The following is a 17,302-nucleotide window of genomic DNA, read 5'->3' as shown; positions in this document are numbered from 1 at the left end:
GCAACGCCTCTACTTGCCGCGATATTCGGGCAGAGACGGGCTCGCGCCGAAGATCACCTGCTGCGGGTTCTTCTCCAGCGAGCGCACGGCCCGCTCCACCGTCTCCAGCGTCTTACGGGCGTCGACGGCGAGCTGCTCGTATTGCTTCAATCCGCCGCCGGAGAAGTTTTTCAAATTGGCCGAGGCGCCGGCGATGTCGGTCGCGATGCTGTTGAGCTTCTTGGGGTCGATCGCGACGAGAAGCTTGTCGATGCGCGCCGGCAGCGGCTTCATCGAGGCGCTGATCTCCGACATGTCATGGATGAAAGAATCGATCCCGCCGGAATTATCGGCCAGCGCCTTGGTGAATTTCTCGGTGTTTCGCAGCGTGTCCGTGATGGTCTGCGAATTGGCGTCGAGCAATTTGCCCACTCGCTCGAGAACCTCCGTGGCGGTGGACGAGAGCTTCTGCACATTCTCGAGAATATTCTGAAACTCGGAGCGCTCGCCCTCTATGACGGGATAGGTCTCGCCCGCCCTGGCGCGCAGCTCCTCCGCGCCCGGCGTGCCGCCGGTGAGCGACACATAGGAGACGCCGGTGAAGCCGGCCTGCTCGAGACGCGCGCGCGTGTTGGTCTTCACCGGCGTCTTGCGGTCTATGCTGACCAGCACGTCGACGCGGCTAGGGTCTTGATCGGAAATGGCGAGCTGCGTCACCTCGCCCACCTTCAGCCCGTTGAAACGCACGTCGCCGCCGCGCAGCAGGCCGCTGACCGAGCCGTAGAAATGCACCTCATAGGTCTTGTATTGCGCCGTCTGGCTCGCTCCCGAGAACCAGAAGACGAAGCCGAAGGCCGCGAACACCACGGCGAGGGCGAAAGCGCCGATGAGGGCGAAATTGGCGCGGGTTTCCATGGGGCCTACTCTCGTCCTCGCATATTCGTCTTGCGCGCGTCGAGCGCGCCGGCGAGGCGCGATCCGCGCACGCCGTGGAAATAAGCCTTCAGCCAAGGATGCTCGCAGGCGAGCATCTCCTCCATCGGCCCGGCGGCGATCACCTTTCCCTCGGCGAGCGCGGCGATGCGGTCGCAGATGGAATAGAGGCTGTCGAGATCATGCGTCACCATGAAGACGGTCAATCCGAGCGTATGTTGCAGAGTGGCGATCAGCTCGTCGAATTCCGCAGCGCCGATGGGATCGAGACCGGAGGTCGGCTCGTCGAGAAAGACCAGCTCCGGGTCGAGCGCGAGCGCGCGGGCGAGCGCGGCGCGCTTGATCATGCCGCCCGATAATTCAGCCGGAAATTTGTCCGCCGCGCTCGCGGGCAGGCCGACAAGCTCGAGCTTCAGCATCGCCAGCTCGTCCATCAGCCGCGCCGAAATATGCCCGGTCTCGCGCATGGGCATTTGAATATTCTGCCGCACGGTGAGGCTGGAGAACAGCGCGCCGTTCTGAAACAGCACGCCCCAGCGCCGCTCGACGCGCCGGCGCTCAGCGGCGGAGAGCTTGTCGCGATCCCGCCCGAACAGCTCTATGAGGCCGGAGCGCTTGTCGACGAGGCCGAGAATGGTGCGCATCAGCACCGATTTGCCCTGCCCCGAGCCGCCGACGAAGCCCAGCACCTCGCCGCGATAGACATCGAGATCGAGGCCGCGCATCACCGTCGTCTGCCCGAAGGCGACGAAGAGATCGCGCACGCGAATGACCGTCTCGCGCGTCGCGGCGGGCTTTTCGATCGTCGGCGAGGCGAGGTCGGTCATCGGGCTAATATTTGATCGAGGCGAAGAAGATGGCGAAGAAGCCGTCGAGCACGATGACCATGAAGATCGCCTTCACCACTGAAGCCGTGACGTGGCGGCCGAGCGATTCGGCCGAGCCTCTGGTCGCCATGCCCTCCATGGCGGCCACCATGCCGATGACCAGCGCCATGAATGGCGCCTTTATGAGGCCGACGATGAAAGTGTTGCGGCCGATCGCCGCCTGCAGCAGCGAGAGATAGGCCGCCGGGCTGATGCCCTCATAGACCCAGCACACCAGCAGGCCGCCGAACAGCGCCGACATATCGGCGATGAAGGTGAGCAGCGGCAGCGACAGAACCAGCGCCAAGACGCGCGGCGTCACCAGCACCTCGACCGGCGAGAGGCCCATGACGCGCAGAGCGTCGACCTCCTCGCGCATCTTCATCGAGCCGAGCTCGGCGGTGATAGCGGAGCCGGAGCGGCCGGCGATCATGATGGAGGTGAGCAGCACGCCGAGCTCGCGCAGCACCAATATGCCGATGAGATCGACCGCATAGGCGCCGGCGCCGAAGCGGCGCAGCTGGAATATGCCCTGCTGCGCGACAATGGCGCCGACGAGCAGATTGATGAGCGCGATGATCGGCAGGCTGCGAAAGCCGAAGCTCTCCATATGATAGACGAGCGAGGTGAAGCGAAAGCGCCCCGCCGCCAGCAGCGAGACGGCCGAGGCGACGACGAACTCGCCGAGAAAGCCCACGCCGCTGTAAGCGTCCTGCGCCGCCGAAACGACGGAGCGGCCGAGATCGGCGAGAATATCGACGATGAGGAAGCGACGGCAGCGCGACGGCGCCTCGAAGGGACGAAACTTCGTCTCCTGCAGCAAAATCGTGTGCTCCGGCCGCGCGCCCTCCAGCGAGACGGAGACCCCGGCATGGGCGAGCTCGTCCATCGCGCGGCCGATGATCCAGGCGCCGGCGGTGTCGAGCCGGACGATTTGCGCGAGATCGACGATAGCGCGAGCCGAGCCGCGGGCGGCGGCGGCCATGCCGGCGGCGTCCTTCTCCAGGGCGGCGGAATCGGCGAGCACCCATTCGCCGCCCAATGTGAAGCGCGCGGCCTCGCCCTCGCGTCGCGACGAGAGACGGGCCGTATGGTCGAGGTCCGTGGCCATGCCTATTTTCGGCCCTATGGGCCGGCGGCTCCCTTTCTCCGCGCCCCGCAGCGTCTTAACTTCCGCCGCAGCCAGAGTCGAGCGCGAGCCTGGCCGCGACGCGCCTAGTCTCTCTGTTTCAACTGGAAAAATCGCTATGGGCGTCCAACTGACCATTTCCGTCGAACGTTTCCCCATCGCCGGGCGATTCGTCATCTCGCGCGGCGCCAAGACCGAGGCCGTCGTCGTCGTGGCGCGACTCGCCGACGGCGACGCCGTCGGCCACGGCGAATGCGTGCCCTACGCCCGCTATGGCGAGAGCGTGGAGAGCGTCGTCGATCAGCTGGAGAGCGTGCGCGATCTGCTGGAGGCTGGCGCCGATCGCAACGCGCTCGCCGCCCTGCTGCCGCCGGGCGCCGCCCGCAACGCCGCCGATTGCGCGCTCTGGGATTTGGAGGCGAAGCGCACCGGCGTTTCCGCCTATCGGCTCGCCGGGCTCGAGCGAATGGAGCCGCTCGTCACCGCTTTTACGATCTCGGTCGGAACGCCGGAGGAAATGCGCGAGGCCGCGGCCAAGGCCGCGCATCGCCCGCTGCTGAAGGTGAAGCTCGCCGGCGATGGCGACGCCGAGCGCATTGCGGCCGTGCGCGCCGGCGCTCCCGATTCGGCGCTGATCGTGGACGCCAACGAGGCGTGGCGCGAAGAAAACTTTGCGGCCAATAGCGAAGCTTGCGCGAAGGCCGGCGTAAAGCTGATCGAGCAGCCGCTGCCGGCGGGCGCCGATGAAGCGCTCACGCGCCTCCCCCGCCCCGTGCCGATCTGCGCCGATGAGAGCGCGCATGACCGCATCGGCCTCGCCGCTCTGGCCGGTCGCTATGATGCGGTGAACATAAAGCTGGACAAGACCGGCGGCCTCACCGAGGCGCTGGCGCTCGCCGCCGAGGCGCGGCGGCTCGGCTTCTCGATCATGGCCGGCTGCATGGTCGGAACCTCGCTGGCCATGGCCCCGGCGCTGATCGTGGCGCAGGGCGCGGAATTCGTCGATCTCGACGGACCGCTGCTGCTGGCGAAGGACCGCGAGCCGGGACTGCGCTACGAGGGGTCGCTGGTGTATCCGCCGGAGAGGGAGCTTTGGGGGTGAGAGGGCGACATTCGTCGCCCGCAATCTTGTCACGGAGACCGAAGAACCGACTCCCCAGCGCTTTTGATACGATAGAGAACGTGCCGCCTCGACTCGTGCCCTACTGGAAAATTCGGATAGTCGAAATCGTCGCTCGCTTCGTAACTCATCCCGAGCCGCTCCATGACACGACGCGAGCGCTGATTGCCCTGCGCCGTGAATGACACGACTTCCGACAAACCGAGAACACGGAAAGCGTGATCGAGCACGGCTCTCGCGGCCTCGGTCGCATAGCCCTGTCCCCAGTGCTGGCGCGCGAGCCGCCATCCGATCTCCACGCACGGGGTGAAATGCGCGACGAAGGCCGGCTCGGCCAATCCGACGAATCCGAGAAACGGCGCGACGCCAGGCGCTTCGACCGCCCATAAGCCGAACCCGCTTTTGACGAGCTTCGCTTGCGCGCGATCGGCGAATGCGTCGCTCTGCGCGCGGTCGAGCGGCCGAGAGAAGTGCTTCATAACGCGAAGATCGGCGTTGAGCGCCGCAAAGGGTTCCCGATCGGAATCCCGCCAAGCGCGAAGGCGAAGCCGCTCAGTAATCAAAATCGGCGCTTCCATGATCGCATTCCCGAAACTCACGCCACCTTCGGCGCGAGTCGCGCAATGGAAACGCTCGCCCGCGCCCGCGCCCGCGCGAGATCATAGGCGATCTGCATCCGCATCCAGGCGTCGGCCGATCCGCCGAAAGCCTGCTCGAGCCGCAGCGCCATTTCCGGCGTGAGCCCGTGACGCCCGTTGATGAGACGATAGAGCTGCTGCCGCGTCACGCCGAGCCCCTTCGCCGCCTCGGCGACGCTCAGGCCCAGCTCCTCTATATTGTCTCGGATGAGCCCACCGGGATGGGCAGGATTTTTCATCATCGCCCGCGCCTTCATCAGTGATAGTCGATGAAATCGACATCTCTTGTCCACCCGTTCCGCGGCGCCGGTCAAAGGTTTCCTCACGCTGAGGAGCCCGCGAAGCGGGCGTCTCGAAGGACGAGGAAGCCGGCAGCGCCGCCCCTGGTCCCTCGCGCTTCGAGACGCTGGCTTCGCCGCCTCCTCAGCGTGAGGGCGAGGGGGATCGCCCTTCCGCACCTTCGACCCGATCCTCGAAACATGCTATTGGAAACCGCCTCCGCCCGAGGCGAGTCCCCCCTTCGAAAATCCCGAGGCCCACCCATGCCCACCAAGGCCTATGCGGTCCAATCCGCCACGGCGCCTTTCGCGCCCTTCTCCATCGAGCGCCGCGCGCCGGGGCCGAAGGATGTCGCGATCGACATTCTCTTTTGCGGCGTCTGCCATTCCGATCTGCACACCGCGCGCAGCGAATGGCCGGGCACGCGCTACCCTTGCGTGCCGGGCCATGAGATCGTCGGCCGCGTGACCGCCGTCGGCGCGGAGGCGACACGGTTCAAAGTGGGAGACATCGCCGCCGTCGGCTGCATGGTCGACAGCTGCCGCCGCTGCTTCTCCTGCGACGACGGGCTCGAGCAATATTGCGAGCATGGCTTTGTCGCCACCTACAATGGCGCGCTCGACGGCTCCGGCGAGAACACTTTCGGCGGCTATTCGACAGCCATCGTCGTCGATGAGCATTTCGTGCTCGCCATTCGCCATGACGAGGCGCAGCTCGCCGCCGTCGCGCCGCTGCTCTGCGCCGGCATCACCACCTGGTCGCCGCTGAAGCATTGGGGCGCCGGGCCGGGCAAAAAGATCGGAATCGTCGGCATTGGCGGGCTCGGCCATATGGGCGTGAAGCTCGCCCATGCGCTCGGCGCGCATGTCGTCGCCTTCACCACCTCGCCGGGCAAGCGCGAGGCCGCACTCGCGCTCGGCGCCGATGAGGTCGTGGTCTCGAGGGACGCGGAGGCCATGGCGGCGCGCGCCGGCAGCCTCGATTTCATCCTCGACACGGTCGCCGTCTCTCACGATCTCGACGCCTATGTGACTCTGCTGAAGCGCGATGGCGTGCTGACTCTCGTGGGCGTGCCGGAGACGCCGCATCCCTCGCCATCGGCGGGCGGGCTGATCTTCAAGCGGCGGCAGATCGCCGGCTCGCTGATCGGCGGCATAAAGGAAACGCAGGAAATGCTCGATTTCTGCGCCGAGAAGGGCATTGTCGCCGATATAGAGACGATCGCCATGCAGGAGATCGAGACGGCTTACGCCCGCATGGTGAAGAGCGATGTGAAGTATCGCTTCGTCATCGATATGGCGTCGCTGAAAGCCGCGTGAGCCTCACGAGGGCTCGCTCGCTCAACGAAAATCGAGCAGCGAGCCCTTGTCGATCTTGAACAGATTGGCGTCCGGCGCGCTGCTGCGGTCGACGTTGAACAGCGACACCAAGGTCTCATAGCCCTGCGGGTCGGAGACCTGCCATTGCTTGAGCAGGAAGGTCTTGGAATCGAAGATCAGCTTGATCTTCGACGTGCCGCCGAAGGTCGCCTTGTCTTCTATCGAGATGGAGGCGCCCGCGTCGTCGATCACGACATCGACGAGCTTCACGTCCTTTTGCAGATCGACCTTCTCGTTGAGAAGGAATTTCAACGGCGTCTGATTGATGAAATAGAGGTCCTGCGTATTGAGCTTGCGATCGCGCACGGCGACCTGCACGCCGTCGGAGACGACCTCCATCGTGGCCGGCTGCGCATATTCGAAGCGCATGCGCCCGACCTTATGCACATAGAGCTTGCCCTCGGCCCGTCGGCCGTCGCCGCCGATCTGCACGAAATCGGCCGTCATGACGGGAGAGGAGTTGAGCGAGGCCTCGGCCCGCTTGATCGCCTCGTCACGTGTGAGCGGCGCCTGGGGCTGAGCCGCCACAGCGACAGCGGCGGCGGCTCCGCCCACCGCGACGGCGCCCGCGGCCGCCTTGGCGGCGTCGGGAAGCGCGGGGGCCGGGGCCGGCGGCTTGGCGGCGGGGGAAGCGGCTTTGGGGTCGGCAGGCTTGGCCTGAGCGGTTTTGGGATCGGTCGCCGGCTTCGCCTTGGCGTCGGCCGCGCCCGGCTTGCCCTTGGCCACGGCGGCCGCCGGCTTGCCCGCCGGAGCCTTGGCCGGCTGAGCCTTGGCGGCCGGCGCGGGCTGCGGCTTTTTCTTCTGCTCGACGGCCTGAGCGCCGGAGGCGGCGAGAAGGGCGAGGACCAGCGCGGCGGCGAGAGGCGATTTCACAGGAATTGGTGCTCCGGGACGATTTCGGCGCGGCTGATCGGAAGCCGTCCGCCATCCTCACTAGGACGGCGATATGGCTAATGTTGGATCATATTCGACGAGAACGATTGCGTCGCCCTGACGTTCGGCGACGTTCCGGCCGAGGGCGGCTCGTGATCGAATTAGACGGTCAGTCGGCGAGATCGGAGGGGAGGATGGTTCTCTCGTCGACGATCGCCCGAGCGATCTGCGCCTTGGTGAGATTGCGCGCACCCGTGAGATCCGCTCCCTTCAGAACGGTTCCGTCCAAAACCGCGTCCTTCATATTCGCGCCGCGGAAAATTGCATTGGCGCAATCGGCCCGACTCAGATCGGCGCCTTCCAAATTGGCGTTGCTGAGGTCCGTTCGGCGAATGAACGCACCGGCGAGGTCGATTTTAAATTGGCCTTTCCCGTGTCTGGCCGCCTGCGTCATGTCTCGCGTCCTCCCCGATCGCGCACCAGTCGGATGATCTCGCGGACATCCGCCGGGGGCTCGGCGTCCCCATAATCTACCCGGTTCTCCTTCAAATATATAGTCAGCAACTGAAGGACGGGGCCGGAGAGGTCGATGAAATCCCGGCAAATCTGCTCGAGAGTGAAAATCGCGCCGAGCCGAACCTCGAGCTTCTCGTCCTGCAATTGACCAACGGCTCTGTTGAAGAGTTCAGCGACATGATCGCGGCGCGTCAACTCAGTCTGACGCATTTGAGCTTCAGCCTGCCGGTTGGCGACCGTCACTCGCTTCCAGCCCAGATAGACGCCAATAGCTCCCCCGACGAGCAACCCCAGGTTGCGGATGATCTCAGATAACGTCAGCCACCACTGCATCGAGGTCTCCAGCCGGGAACGGCCGCTCACGCCGCGTCTATATCGAACGCCCCGCGGTCGATCCCGCCGCCCACCAATATCTCGCGCTTGCCGGCGTGATTGGCCTGGCCCACCACGCCCTCGCGCTCCATCTGCTCCACCAGCGACGCGGCCTTGTTGTAGCCGATCGACAAGCGCCGCTGAATGTAGCTCGTCGAGCATTTGCGGTCGCGCAGCACGATCGCCACGGCGCGATCGTAGAGATCGGCGCCCTCCTCCGCATCCATCGAGCCGGGCGCGGCGCTCTCCACGGCCTCCTCGGAGGGCTCGTCCTCCGTGGTGATGGCGTCGAGATATTGCGGCTGCCCTTGCGTCTTTAAGTGCGCGACGATCTTCTCGACCTCATTGTCCGAGACGAAAGGCCCGTGCACGCGCGAGATGCGGCCGCCGCCGGCCATATAGAGCATGTCGCCCTGCCCCAAGAGCTGCTCGGCGCCCTGCTCGCCCAAAATGGTGCGGCTGTCGATCTTCGACGTCACCTGGAAGGAGATGCGCGTCGGGAAATTGGCCTTGATCGTGCCGGTGATGACATCGACCGAGGGACGCTGCGTCGCCATTATGAGATGAATGCCGGCCGCGCGCGCCATTTGCGCGAGGCGTTGAATCGCGCCTTCGATATCCTTGCCGGCGACGAGCATCAGATCCGCCATCTCGTCGACGATCACGACGATGAAGGGCAGAGGATGCAGCTCCATCTCCTCGCGCTCGAAAATCGCCTCGCCGGTCTCGCGATCGAAGCCGGTCTGCACCGTGCGGGTGATGATCTCGCCCTTGGCCTGGGCCTCGACGACGCGCTGGTTGAAGCCCTCGATATTGCGCACGCCGAGCTTGGACATTTTCTTGTAGCGGTCCTCCATCTCGCGCACCGCCCATTTGAGGGCCACCACCGCCTTTTTGGGGTCGGTGACGACGGGCGTCAGCAGATGGGGAATGTTGTCATAGACCGAAAGCTCGAGCATTTTCGGATCGACCATGATGAGGCGGCACTCTTCCGGCTTCATCCGGTAGAGCAGCGACAGGATCATCGTGTTGATGGCGACCGATTTGCCGGAGCCGGTGGTGCCAGCGACGAGAAGATGCGGCATGCGCGCGAGATCGACGATGACCGGCTCGCCGCCGATCGTCTTGCCGAGCGCTATGGCCAGGCGATGCTTGGTCTTCTCGAAATCCTCGCAGGCGAGCAATTCGCGCAGGAAGACGGTCTCGCGGCGATGGTTGGGCAGCTCTATGCCGATCGCGTTGCGGCCGGAGACGACAGCGACGCGCGCCGAGACCGCCGACATGGAGCGCGCGATATCGTCGGCGAGGCCGATCACGCGCGACGATTTGATGCCGGGCGCGGGCTCGAGCTCATAGAGCGTCACCACCGGGCCGGGGCGCACATTGATGATCTCGCCCTTGACGCCGAAATCCTCGAGCACGCCCTCCAGCAGGCGCGCGTTCTGCTCCAGCGCATCCTGCGAGATTTTGGCGGCGGCGGCCTGCTTCTTTGGCTCGCTCAGCAGCAGCAGCGGCGGCAGCTCGTAGCGATAGTGCTCATTACGGCTCTCGAACAAAGTCGGCTGGCGCTCGCGCATCACGCGCTTGCCCTGCTTCAGCGGCCCGACGGGCTCCATCACGCGGGCGGAGGCCGGCGGCGGCTCGTCGTAATCCTCCTCGCGCGGCGCAGCGGCGGCGGCTGCGGCGCGCGCGGGCGCCGGCGGCGGGACGAAGGAGAAAGCGTCGAAGACCGGCTCGCGGCGGGCGGAGAGCAAAGGCGGACCGGACGGCTCCTCGATCTCGACCGGCTGACGACGGCGCGCCAGCAGCGCGGCGAAGCGACGCGTCACGAGTGTCTTTATCGTGAGGCCGGCGTGAATGAGCGCGCCCAGCGAGACGATGGCGACGCCGGGCTCGTCGTCCTCTTCCTCCTCGTCGAATCGGCGGTCGGCGGGCTCGTCCTCGGCATGGGCGGACGCGGCGGCCTCGAAGCCGAAGCCGGCGGCGCCGGTGAGGGCGAGAATGGCGGTTCCGGCGCCGACCAGCGCCACCAGCGCCATGGCCGCGGCCGATTCGCCGAAGAAGCGGCGCGGCAGCGCCAGCACGGCGTCGCCGAGCACGCCGCCGAGCCCGGTGGGCAGCGGCCAGCGATCGGTGACGGGCAGGAGCGAGACGACCGCCGCGGCCGCGAGCGCGCCGATGATCCACAAGCCGAAGCGCAGCAGCGGCCGGTGCAGCGCGCGCTGGGTGACGAGCCGCAGGCCCTGCGCGGCGATCGGCAATATCGCCGCGATCGCCGCGAGGCCGAGCAGCTGCATCAATATATCGGCGGCGACCGCGCCGCCGGAGCCGAGCAGATTGCGCACACGCCCGGTGGTCGCATGATTGAAGGAGGGATCGCGCGCCGACCAGGAGACCAGCGCCAGAGCCGCCGCGACCGAGGCCGCTATCAGCGCCGCGCCGGCGAGCTCCGCGGCTCGGCGCGCCGTGAATTCGCGCACCGGCTCGGAAACGTGACGGAATGCGTTGCTGCGCATCATGACGAATGAGCCTACTCGTGCGACGATTCGAAAATGCAGCGAAGCGCGCCGAAAACAGGCGCGCTCGGCTGACGTGACGGCCGAGGGTAGGCAGGCGGGGTTAAGGGGCGATTAACCCTGACGCCGCCTCATCGGCCAGCTCCGGCCGCCGCGCTCAGATCTGTCCCGACTCGGGCGGGCCATAGCCCATCTCCGGCAGAGCGTAGACCTGATAGCTGTAGACATTCCTCAATGCTTCCTGCGGCGTCATGCGCCGGTAGTCGTGTCGTCCCGCTTCGCGCGCCGCGCCATTCGGCTTGGGATGCGGCGTGCTGACGTGATCGATCTCGCGCCCGGATTTGAAACGGCCGCCACAATAATGGCCCAGCTCGTGAATGATGACCGGGAGGCTGCCGAACCGCTCATTGGCGACATAGATGTAGGCGCCCTGCTCGCCGGATTCGATTTCTGCGATGCTGAACGAATATCCGCCCACATGCGCATAGGCGAGAGCGTCCTCGCGATAGTGATCCGACAATTGGAAGAGCGGGAAGCTGCCGGCGATGAATTTGGTCAAGGCGGCGTTCATACGCTGATAGATCGTCGACACCGCGTCGATATTGTCCAACGGATAGGCCGCCTTATGGAATTTGAAATGCCAATCCGCCTCGCGCTTCAGCTGCGCATTGGAGAATAGCGGGCTCGGCAATGCGTAGGAGGACCGCACGACCGAAAGGCGGTGGAGGGCGTTCATCACCCGCGCTCGCGCCAGCGGAGCCTGTTGCCGCGCGATCTCCAGCAAATCGGTTCGGCTGCCCCAATTGGCGATGACATTCATCTTGTCGATCGTCCATTTGCCCGGATCGACGCGCCCGTCCGGGCGCCAGCCGTCATGGAATTGCGGATTTGCCGGAAACTGTTTCTTTTGAAACTCGAGAATAGCGCCGCGCGTCAGCGGTCCGCATATGCCGTCTGTCGCCAACAGCGGCGCGGGACCGCCGTTGATCTTCGGGATCTTGTGGAGAAGCTGCTGAATCTTCAGCACGTCCGAATAGGAATTGACGCCGCCGAGACCGACGGATGCGGAAATCCGAACCTCGTCCGGCTTGCGCGCCGGCGGCGCATCCGCGGAACGATAATCGATAATGCCGTGCGATTTGCAAACACACCAACGCATTCGCGGCCCCCGCCCTCGATCGAAGAAGAACGATCCTCGCCCGCCGCGACGAAAAATAATGTGCGGCCCCGCACGAGAGGATGCCGGGCCGCCGCGCCGAAGGCGGCAAGAGCGACAGGCTCGCGCAAGGCGCGCGGCTAGACTGCATGAAAGGCGCGTCCCGATTCGCCGAGGAGCGCCCTCGCATTCTCGAGGAGACCGCGCGTGAAGGCCGTAATATTCGCAGGCGGTCTCGGCACGCGCCTCAGCGAGGAGACCGATAATCGCCCCAAGCCCATGATCGAGATCGGCGGCAAGCCGATCCTGTGGCACATAATGAAGATCTACTCGCAGCATGGGGTCAACGAGTTCATCGTCTGCCTCGGCTATAGAGGCTATTTCATCAAGGACTATTTCACCAACTACTTCCTGCATATGAGCGACGTCACCTTCGACCTCGCCGAGAACAAGACCATCGTCCACAACAAGATGGCAGAGCCCTGGCGGATCACGCTGGTCGACACGGGCATAGAGACGATGACCGGCGGACGCCTCAAGCGCATCGCAGATTATCTCCCCGATAACGAGCCCTTCTGCCTCACCTATGGCGACGGCGTCGCCGATATCGATATTGCGGGCGAGATCGACTATCACCGCGCCCATGGCCGGCTCGCGACCATGACGGTGGTGCGTCCGCCGGGCCGCTTCGGCGCCGTCACCATGGACGGCGACCACATTCTCTCCTTCGATGAAAAGCCGCGCGGCGACGGCGGCTGGATCAATGGCGGCTTCTTCGTGATGTGGAAGAAGGCGCTCGATTATATCGACGGCGATTCGACCGCGCTCGAGCAGCAGCCGCTGACCCGCATCGCCGCCGACGGGCAATTGCGCGCCTATCGCCACGACGGCTTCTGGCAATGCATGGACACGCTGCGCGACAAACGTTTCCTCGAGCAATTGTGGAGCGGCGGCGAAGCGCCCTGGAAGGTCTGGGCGTGAACGCCTCCTTCTGGGCCGGCAAGCGCGTCCTCGTCACCGGACACACCGGCTTCAAGGGCGGCTGGCTCTCACTATGGCTCATGCGCCTCGGCGCGAATGTGGCGGGCTATGCGCTGGCGCCGCCGACCGAGCCAAGCCTTTTCGCGCTCGCGCGCCTCGATGAGAAGATGGAAAGCGTCATCGGCGATATTCGCGACGCCGAGCGGCTGACGCGCGCCGTGCGGGAGCTCGAGCCGCAGATTGTCTTCCATCTCGCTGCGCAGCCGCTCGTGCGCTATTCCTACGTCAATCCGATCGAGACCTTCGAGGTCAACGCGCTCGGCACGGCGCATCTGCTGGAGGCGCTGCGCGGCGCGCCCTCGGCGCGCGCCATCGTCATCGTCACCAGCGACAAATGCTATGAGAATCGCGAATGGCCCTGGGCCTATCGCGAAAACGAGGCGATGGGCGGCTTCGACCCCTATAGCGCCAGCAAAGGCTGCGCGGAGCTCGTCGCCGCCTCCTTCCGCAATTCCTTTTTCGCGACGCACGATCACCCCACACGCGGCGCTGCTTTGGCCACGGCCCGCGCCGGAAATGTCATCGGCGGCGGCGATTGGGCGGCGGATCGGCTGGCGCCCGATATTTTGCGCGCGCTGGAGCGCGGCGAGACGGCGCAAATACGCTTTCCGCGCGCGGTGCGTCCCTGGCAGCATGTGCTGGAGCCGCTCGCCGGCTATCTGACGCTGGCGGAGCGTCTGTGGAGCGATGGCGCGCTCTTCGCGGAAGCCTGGAATTTCGGCCCCGACCCCGCCGGCGAGCGCACAGTGGGAGAGATCGCCGACGCGCTCTGCCGCGCCTATGGCGAGGGAGCCGGCTGGACGAAGAGCGGCGGCGACGAGCCGCATGAGGCGCATTTGCTGAAGCTCGATTCCGCCAAGGCGCGCAGCCGGCTCGGCTGGCGCCCGCAATGGTCGATCTTCGAGGCGCTGCAGGCGATCGTCGATTGGGAATCGCGCCGCCGCCGCGGCGAGGATGTGGCGACCACATCGCTCGCCCAGATCGACGCCTATGAGAGACGCATGGACGCCGCTGAGCGCGGCGCGAGCACGCCCGGAGCAATGATATGACCCCGCCCGCAGCCGCCGCCCTGCACGCCCCCGCCGACATAGCGGATGAGAAAAAAGCGCTGCGCGAGCAGATTTTGGCGCTCGTCGGCCGCTATGCCGAGATCGCCCATGCGACGCCGGAGTTTCGTCCCGGCGCCTCCGCCGTTCCGGTCTCCGGCAAGGTCTATGGCGCAAGCGAGATGCAGACGCTCGTCGATTCGGCGCTCGACTTCTGGCTCACCACCGGGCGCTTCAATGCGGCTTTCGAAAAGGCGCTGGAGGAGTTCATCGGCGTCCGCCATGCGCTGACGGCCAATTCCGGCTCCTCGGCCAATCTTCTGGCGCTCACCGCGCTGACCTCGCCACTGCTGAAAGAGCGCGCGCTTCAGCCCGGCGACGAAGTGATTACCGTCGCCGCCGGCTTTCCGACGACGCTCAATCCTATTTTGCAGAATGGGATGACGCCGGTCTTCGTCGATGTCGACCTTCCGACCTATAATATCCGCGCCGATCTCATAGAGGCGGCGATCTCGCCGCGCACGCGCGCCATAATGATCGCCCATACGCTCGGCAATCCGTTCAATCTCGCCGAGGTCACGCGCATCGCCGAAAAATATGGCCTGTGGCTGGTCGAGGATTGCTGCGACGCGCTCGGCTCGCTCTATGACGGGCGCCAGGTCGGCACATTCGGCGACATAGGCACGCTGAGCTTCTACCCGGCGCATCACATTACGATGGGCGAAGGCGGCGCGGTGTTCACCTCGCGCTCCGTGCTGCGACGCAGCGTCGAATCCTTCCGCGACTGGGGCCGCGATTGCTGGTGCGCGCCGGGCAAGGACGACACTTGCAAGAAGCGCTACGAGTGGCAATCGGGCGATCTGCCCTTCGGCTATGATCACAAATATGTCTATCAGCATCTCGGCTATAATCTGAAGATCACCGATATGCAGGCCGCCGTGGCGCTGGCGCAGATGGAGCGGCTGCCGGGCTTCATCGAGGCCCGCAAGCGCAATTTCGCGCTGCTGAAGGAAGCGCTGCGTCCCTATGAGGATGTTTTCCTGCTGCCCGAGGCGACGCCGCGCAGCGATCCGTCCTGGTTCGGATTCGCGCTGACGCTGCGCGAGAATGCGCCTTTTGCGCGCGAGGCGCTGCTGCAGCATCTCGCCGAGCGGCGCATCGGCTCGCGGCTGCTGTTCGGCGGCAATCTCTTGCGCCAGCCTTATATGAAGGATCGCCCGCATCGCATCGCCGGCGCGCTCTCCGCCACCGACGCCATCATGCGCCGCACTTTCTGGGTCGGCGTCTATCCGGGCCTCGGCGAGGCGCATATCGCTTATATCGCCGAGTCGATCGGCGCCTTCCTCGCGGATGCGGGACATTGGCGCGCCGCCTGACAGGGAAGACGCGCGTCGCTTGATTGTATAGATTTTAAATACACGTATTAGTTGTATTCTTGTGGCGTCGATGCTAGCTTCGTCGCCATGCAGCGCATTTTTGGACAATTGTTCCTGTCTTGCCGCGTTTCGAAAAACGTGGCGATTCTGCTCTGCATTCTGGTCTTTCAATCCCTGCTCACGCCTTCCGCCACGCCGCCGCCGGGGCATTTCGCTCGCGCCACGACCTGCGCGTCGAGCGCGACGGGCTCGAGCCATCCGCCGCTCGATCATGATTGCCGAACGCTCGACTGCTGCGCGCTCGGCTGCGCGTCGCATGATTCCTCTTGTCTCGACGGCGCATTCGCCTCGGCGCATATCGCCCCATGGTCCGCGCTGTCGCCAACACGCCGTCCAGGCGATGCGCGGTCGCGCCCACTTGTCGCGCGTCTCGTCTTCGTCGCGCGCGGGCCGCCCGCCGCAATCTGATCTCCATCCGCGACCTTATTCTCGTTCCCCTTCGCGCGCCGCTGCACGCCGAGACGTGACATGTCGCCTCGTCGCGCCGCGAGCCCTGTCGCGCGGTCAGAGATTTGTCGCGCGCGACGCTCCTCGCGCGCAGCGCCCGACTTCGCTTTTTTTTCAAAAAACAATGGCGGCTCGATGGAGCCCCGCCCTCTGAAGGGATTTTCCAATGCCGAGAACGAAATCCGCAAGCGGCGGCGCCGCGAGATTTTCTCACATCGGGACGCGGGAGGGCGCGCGATGACCGCCTCGGAAAAAGCGCTCGGCGCGCTCTATCAGGATTATGCGCCGGCGCTCCGCCGCTTCGCGCGTCGCCGCGTCGGCATGCAAGAGTCGGAAGATATGGTGCAGGACATCTACCTCCATGCGCTGCAGCGCATCGATGTCGCCACGCTCGAGAGCCCGCGCGCCTATCTCTTCCGCATCGCCGCCAATCTTTCGGTCGACGCCATACGCCGGGATCGCATCCGCGCGCGCTACGCAGAGGAAGCCGCGCGCGACGCCGATCAGGCGGAGCAGTCGAATTCCGGCGACACGATCGCCACGCTCATGGAATTTCAAAAGCTGCGCGCCGCGCTGGAGCGGCTGCCGCCGCTCTATCGGGAAATACTTCTGCTGAAACGCCTCGAGCATCTGACCAGCGCCGAGATCGCGGCCCGCGTCGGCGTATCGGTACGCACCGTCGAGCGTCATCTCGCTCGGGCGAATGACGAGATCAGGCGCGATCTCGGCGCTTGAGCGAAAGAGCCGCCGCCGCGTCGGCCCGACGCGCGACGGCGGCTCATGCAGAACGCCTCGATCAGACCGCCACCATCCCGCCGTCGACATAGAGATCGACGCCGGCGACATAGCTGCTCGCGCTGGAAGCGAGGAAGAGCACGGCCTCGGCCACCTCCTCCGATCTGCCGAAGCGGCCGAGCGGAACGCTGGTCTCCAATTGCCCCGCCAATTCGTCGTGCTGCTGCTCGGAGAGGCCCATCGTGTCGAAGATCGGCGTCTCGATCGGGCCGGGGCTCACGACATTGACGCGAATCTTGCGGTCTTTCAGCTCGGCCGTCCAAGTGCGAGCGAAGGAGCGCACGGCCGCCTTCGTCGCCGAATAGACGCCGAATCCGGGCGTGCCCACCGTATTGGCGATCGACGAGTTGAGCACGATCGTTCCGCCCTCGGAAAACAAAGGCAGCGCCTTCTGCACGGTGAACAGCAGGCCTTTGACGTTGATGTCGAACATGTGGTCGAAGAAGGCCTCGTTCACCGCTTCGATCGGCGCGAGACGGACGACTCCGGCATTGGCGAAGAGAATGTCGATGCGGCCGAAACGCTCCTTCACCTCGGCGTAGAGCCGATCGAGATCTTCGAGCGACGAAACATCCCCCTGCACGCCGACAGCGCTCGCGCCGATGCGAGCGACCGCCGCGTCGAGTTCCGCCTTCCGCCGCCCGGTGACGACGACCTGCGCGCCCTCCTTGGCGAAAAGCTCCGCCGTGGCGAGGCCTATGCCGCTGTTGCCGCCGGTGACGACCGCGATTTTTCCTGAAAGACGACCCATGTCCGCGCTCCTCTCGCGCTAAATTCAATA

The 17,302-nt window shown here is 65.3% G+C and carries 18 protein-coding genes; 7 read left to right on the top strand and 11 right to left on the bottom strand.

Annotation, left to right across the window (positions count from 1 at the left end; genetic code table 11):
• Nucleotides 1-9: 9 nt before the first annotated feature.
• From GYH34_RS07475 to GYH34_RS07465, 3 genes are read right to left on the bottom strand one after another with little or no spacing between them, the layout of a single operon-like run.
• Nucleotides 10-894, bottom strand: coding sequence for an MlaD family protein (locus GYH34_RS07475; protein ID WP_161913029.1), 885 nt, complete (start codon nt 892-894; stop codon nt 10-12).
• Nucleotides 895-899: 5 nt separating this feature from the next.
• Nucleotides 900-1,739 (bottom strand): ATP-binding cassette domain-containing protein, encoded by an 840-nt coding sequence (locus tag GYH34_RS07470; RefSeq protein ID WP_161913027.1) that lies wholly within the window; start codon nt 1,737-1,739, stop codon nt 900-902.
• Nucleotides 1,740-1,743: 4 nt separating this feature from the next.
• The gene (locus GYH34_RS07465; RefSeq protein ID WP_161913025.1) at nt 1,744-2,889 is read right to left on the bottom strand and encodes an ABC transporter permease; all 1,146 of its coding nucleotides are present in this window, start codon (nt 2,887-2,889) and stop codon (nt 1,744-1,746) included.
• A 136-nt stretch (nt 2,890-3,025) separates the two neighbouring features.
• Here GYH34_RS07465 and dgcA point away from each other — a divergent pair, with 136 nt between their 5' ends.
• Nucleotides 3,026-4,009 (top strand): N-acetyl-D-Glu racemase DgcA, encoded by a 984-nt coding sequence (gene dgcA, locus GYH34_RS07460; protein ID WP_161913024.1) that lies wholly within the window; start codon nt 3,026-3,028, stop codon nt 4,007-4,009.
• A 29-nt stretch (nt 4,010-4,038) separates the two neighbouring features.
• Here the strand turns inward: dgcA and GYH34_RS07455 are convergent, their stop codons facing one another.
• Together GYH34_RS07455 and GYH34_RS07450 are read right to left on the bottom strand one after the other, a co-directional pair.
• Nucleotides 4,039-4,605, bottom strand: a complete 567-nt coding sequence (locus GYH34_RS07455) for a GNAT family N-acetyltransferase (RefSeq protein WP_161913023.1) — start codon at nt 4,603-4,605, stop codon at nt 4,039-4,041.
• A 17-nt stretch (nt 4,606-4,622) separates the two neighbouring features.
• The gene (locus GYH34_RS07450; RefSeq protein ID WP_161913022.1) at nt 4,623-4,907 is read right to left on the bottom strand and encodes a HigA family addiction module antitoxin; all 285 of its coding nucleotides are present in this window, start codon (nt 4,905-4,907) and stop codon (nt 4,623-4,625) included.
• Between the two features lie 300 nt (nt 4,908-5,207).
• Between GYH34_RS07450 and GYH34_RS07445 the strand changes: the two genes are divergently transcribed.
• Complete coding sequence (locus tag GYH34_RS07445) at nt 5,208-6,263, top strand: NAD(P)-dependent alcohol dehydrogenase (RefSeq protein WP_161913020.1); 1,056 nt, start codon at nt 5,208-5,210, stop codon at nt 6,261-6,263.
• A gap of 21 nt (nt 6,264-6,284) precedes the next feature.
• Here GYH34_RS07445 and GYH34_RS07440 read toward each other — a convergent pair whose 3' ends face one another.
• From GYH34_RS07440 to GYH34_RS07420, 5 genes are all read right to left on the bottom strand, one after another.
• Nucleotides 6,285-7,196: an outer-membrane lipoprotein carrier protein LolA gene (locus GYH34_RS07440; protein ID WP_161913019.1), complete on the bottom strand. Its 912-nt coding sequence runs from the start codon at nt 7,194-7,196 to the stop codon at nt 6,285-6,287.
• Nucleotides 7,197-7,365: 169 nt separating this feature from the next.
• Nucleotides 7,366-7,650 carry a pentapeptide repeat-containing protein gene (locus tag GYH34_RS07435; protein WP_161913017.1) on the bottom strand — a complete coding sequence of 95 codons (285 nt, stop codon included), beginning with the start codon at nt 7,648-7,650 and terminating at the stop codon, nt 7,366-7,368.
• Nucleotides 7,647-8,045 (bottom strand): hypothetical protein, encoded by a 399-nt coding sequence (locus tag GYH34_RS07430; protein ID WP_244635306.1) that lies wholly within the window; start codon nt 8,043-8,045, stop codon nt 7,647-7,649. The genes GYH34_RS07435 and GYH34_RS07430 overlap by 4 nt, the downstream gene beginning before the upstream one ends.
• A 26-nt stretch (nt 8,046-8,071) precedes the next feature.
• Complete coding sequence (locus GYH34_RS07425; protein ID WP_174242440.1) at nt 8,072-10,600, bottom strand: DNA translocase FtsK 4TM domain-containing protein; 2,529 nt, start codon at nt 10,598-10,600, stop codon at nt 8,072-8,074.
• 157 nt (nt 10,601-10,757) lie between these two features.
• On the bottom strand, nt 10,758-11,759 hold the full coding sequence (locus GYH34_RS07420) for a peptidoglycan-binding domain-containing protein (protein ID WP_161913015.1): 1,002 nt from the start codon (nt 11,757-11,759) through the stop codon (nt 10,758-10,760).
• 204 nt (nt 11,760-11,963) lie between these two features.
• Here GYH34_RS07420 and rfbF point away from each other — a divergent pair, with 204 nt between their 5' ends.
• The 5 genes from rfbF to GYH34_RS07395 all read left to right on the top strand — a co-directional run bounded on the left by rfbF (nt 11,964) and on the right by GYH34_RS07395 (nt 16,461).
• Nucleotides 11,964-12,737, top strand: a complete 774-nt coding sequence (rfbF, locus tag GYH34_RS07415; protein WP_161913013.1) for a glucose-1-phosphate cytidylyltransferase — start codon at nt 11,964-11,966, stop codon at nt 12,735-12,737.
• The gene (gene rfbG / locus GYH34_RS07410) at nt 12,734-13,846 is read left to right on the top strand and encodes a CDP-glucose 4,6-dehydratase (protein ID WP_161913012.1); all 1,113 of its coding nucleotides are present in this window, start codon (nt 12,734-12,736) and stop codon (nt 13,844-13,846) included. The genes rfbF and rfbG overlap by 4 nt, the downstream gene beginning before the upstream one ends.
• Nucleotides 13,843-15,219 (top strand): lipopolysaccharide biosynthesis protein RfbH, encoded by a 1,377-nt coding sequence (rfbH, locus tag GYH34_RS07405; RefSeq protein WP_161913011.1) that lies wholly within the window; start codon nt 13,843-13,845, stop codon nt 15,217-15,219. The genes rfbG and rfbH overlap by 4 nt, the downstream gene beginning before the upstream one ends.
• Nucleotides 15,220-15,357: 138 nt before the next feature.
• Nucleotides 15,358-15,687, top strand: a complete 330-nt coding sequence (locus GYH34_RS07400; RefSeq protein ID WP_161913010.1) for a hypothetical protein — start codon at nt 15,358-15,360, stop codon at nt 15,685-15,687.
• Nucleotides 15,688-15,963: 276 nt separating this feature from the next.
• Nucleotides 15,964-16,461 (top strand): sigma-70 family RNA polymerase sigma factor, encoded by a 498-nt coding sequence (locus GYH34_RS07395; RefSeq protein WP_161913009.1) that lies wholly within the window; start codon nt 15,964-15,966, stop codon nt 16,459-16,461.
• Between the two features lie 61 nt (nt 16,462-16,522).
• Here the strand turns inward: GYH34_RS07395 and GYH34_RS07390 are convergent, their stop codons facing one another.
• Complete coding sequence (locus GYH34_RS07390) at nt 16,523-17,272, bottom strand: glucose 1-dehydrogenase (RefSeq protein WP_161913008.1); 750 nt, start codon at nt 17,270-17,272, stop codon at nt 16,523-16,525.
• Nucleotides 17,273-17,302: the final 30 nt, after the last annotated feature.

This window comes from Methylosinus sp. C49, assembly GCF_009936375.1.
In the GTDB taxonomy this organism is placed as follows: Bacteria; Pseudomonadota; Alphaproteobacteria; order Rhizobiales; family Beijerinckiaceae; genus Methylosinus.
Note: the sequence above shows the minus strand (reverse complement) of the source record. Positions and strands in the feature narration are given on the sequence as shown.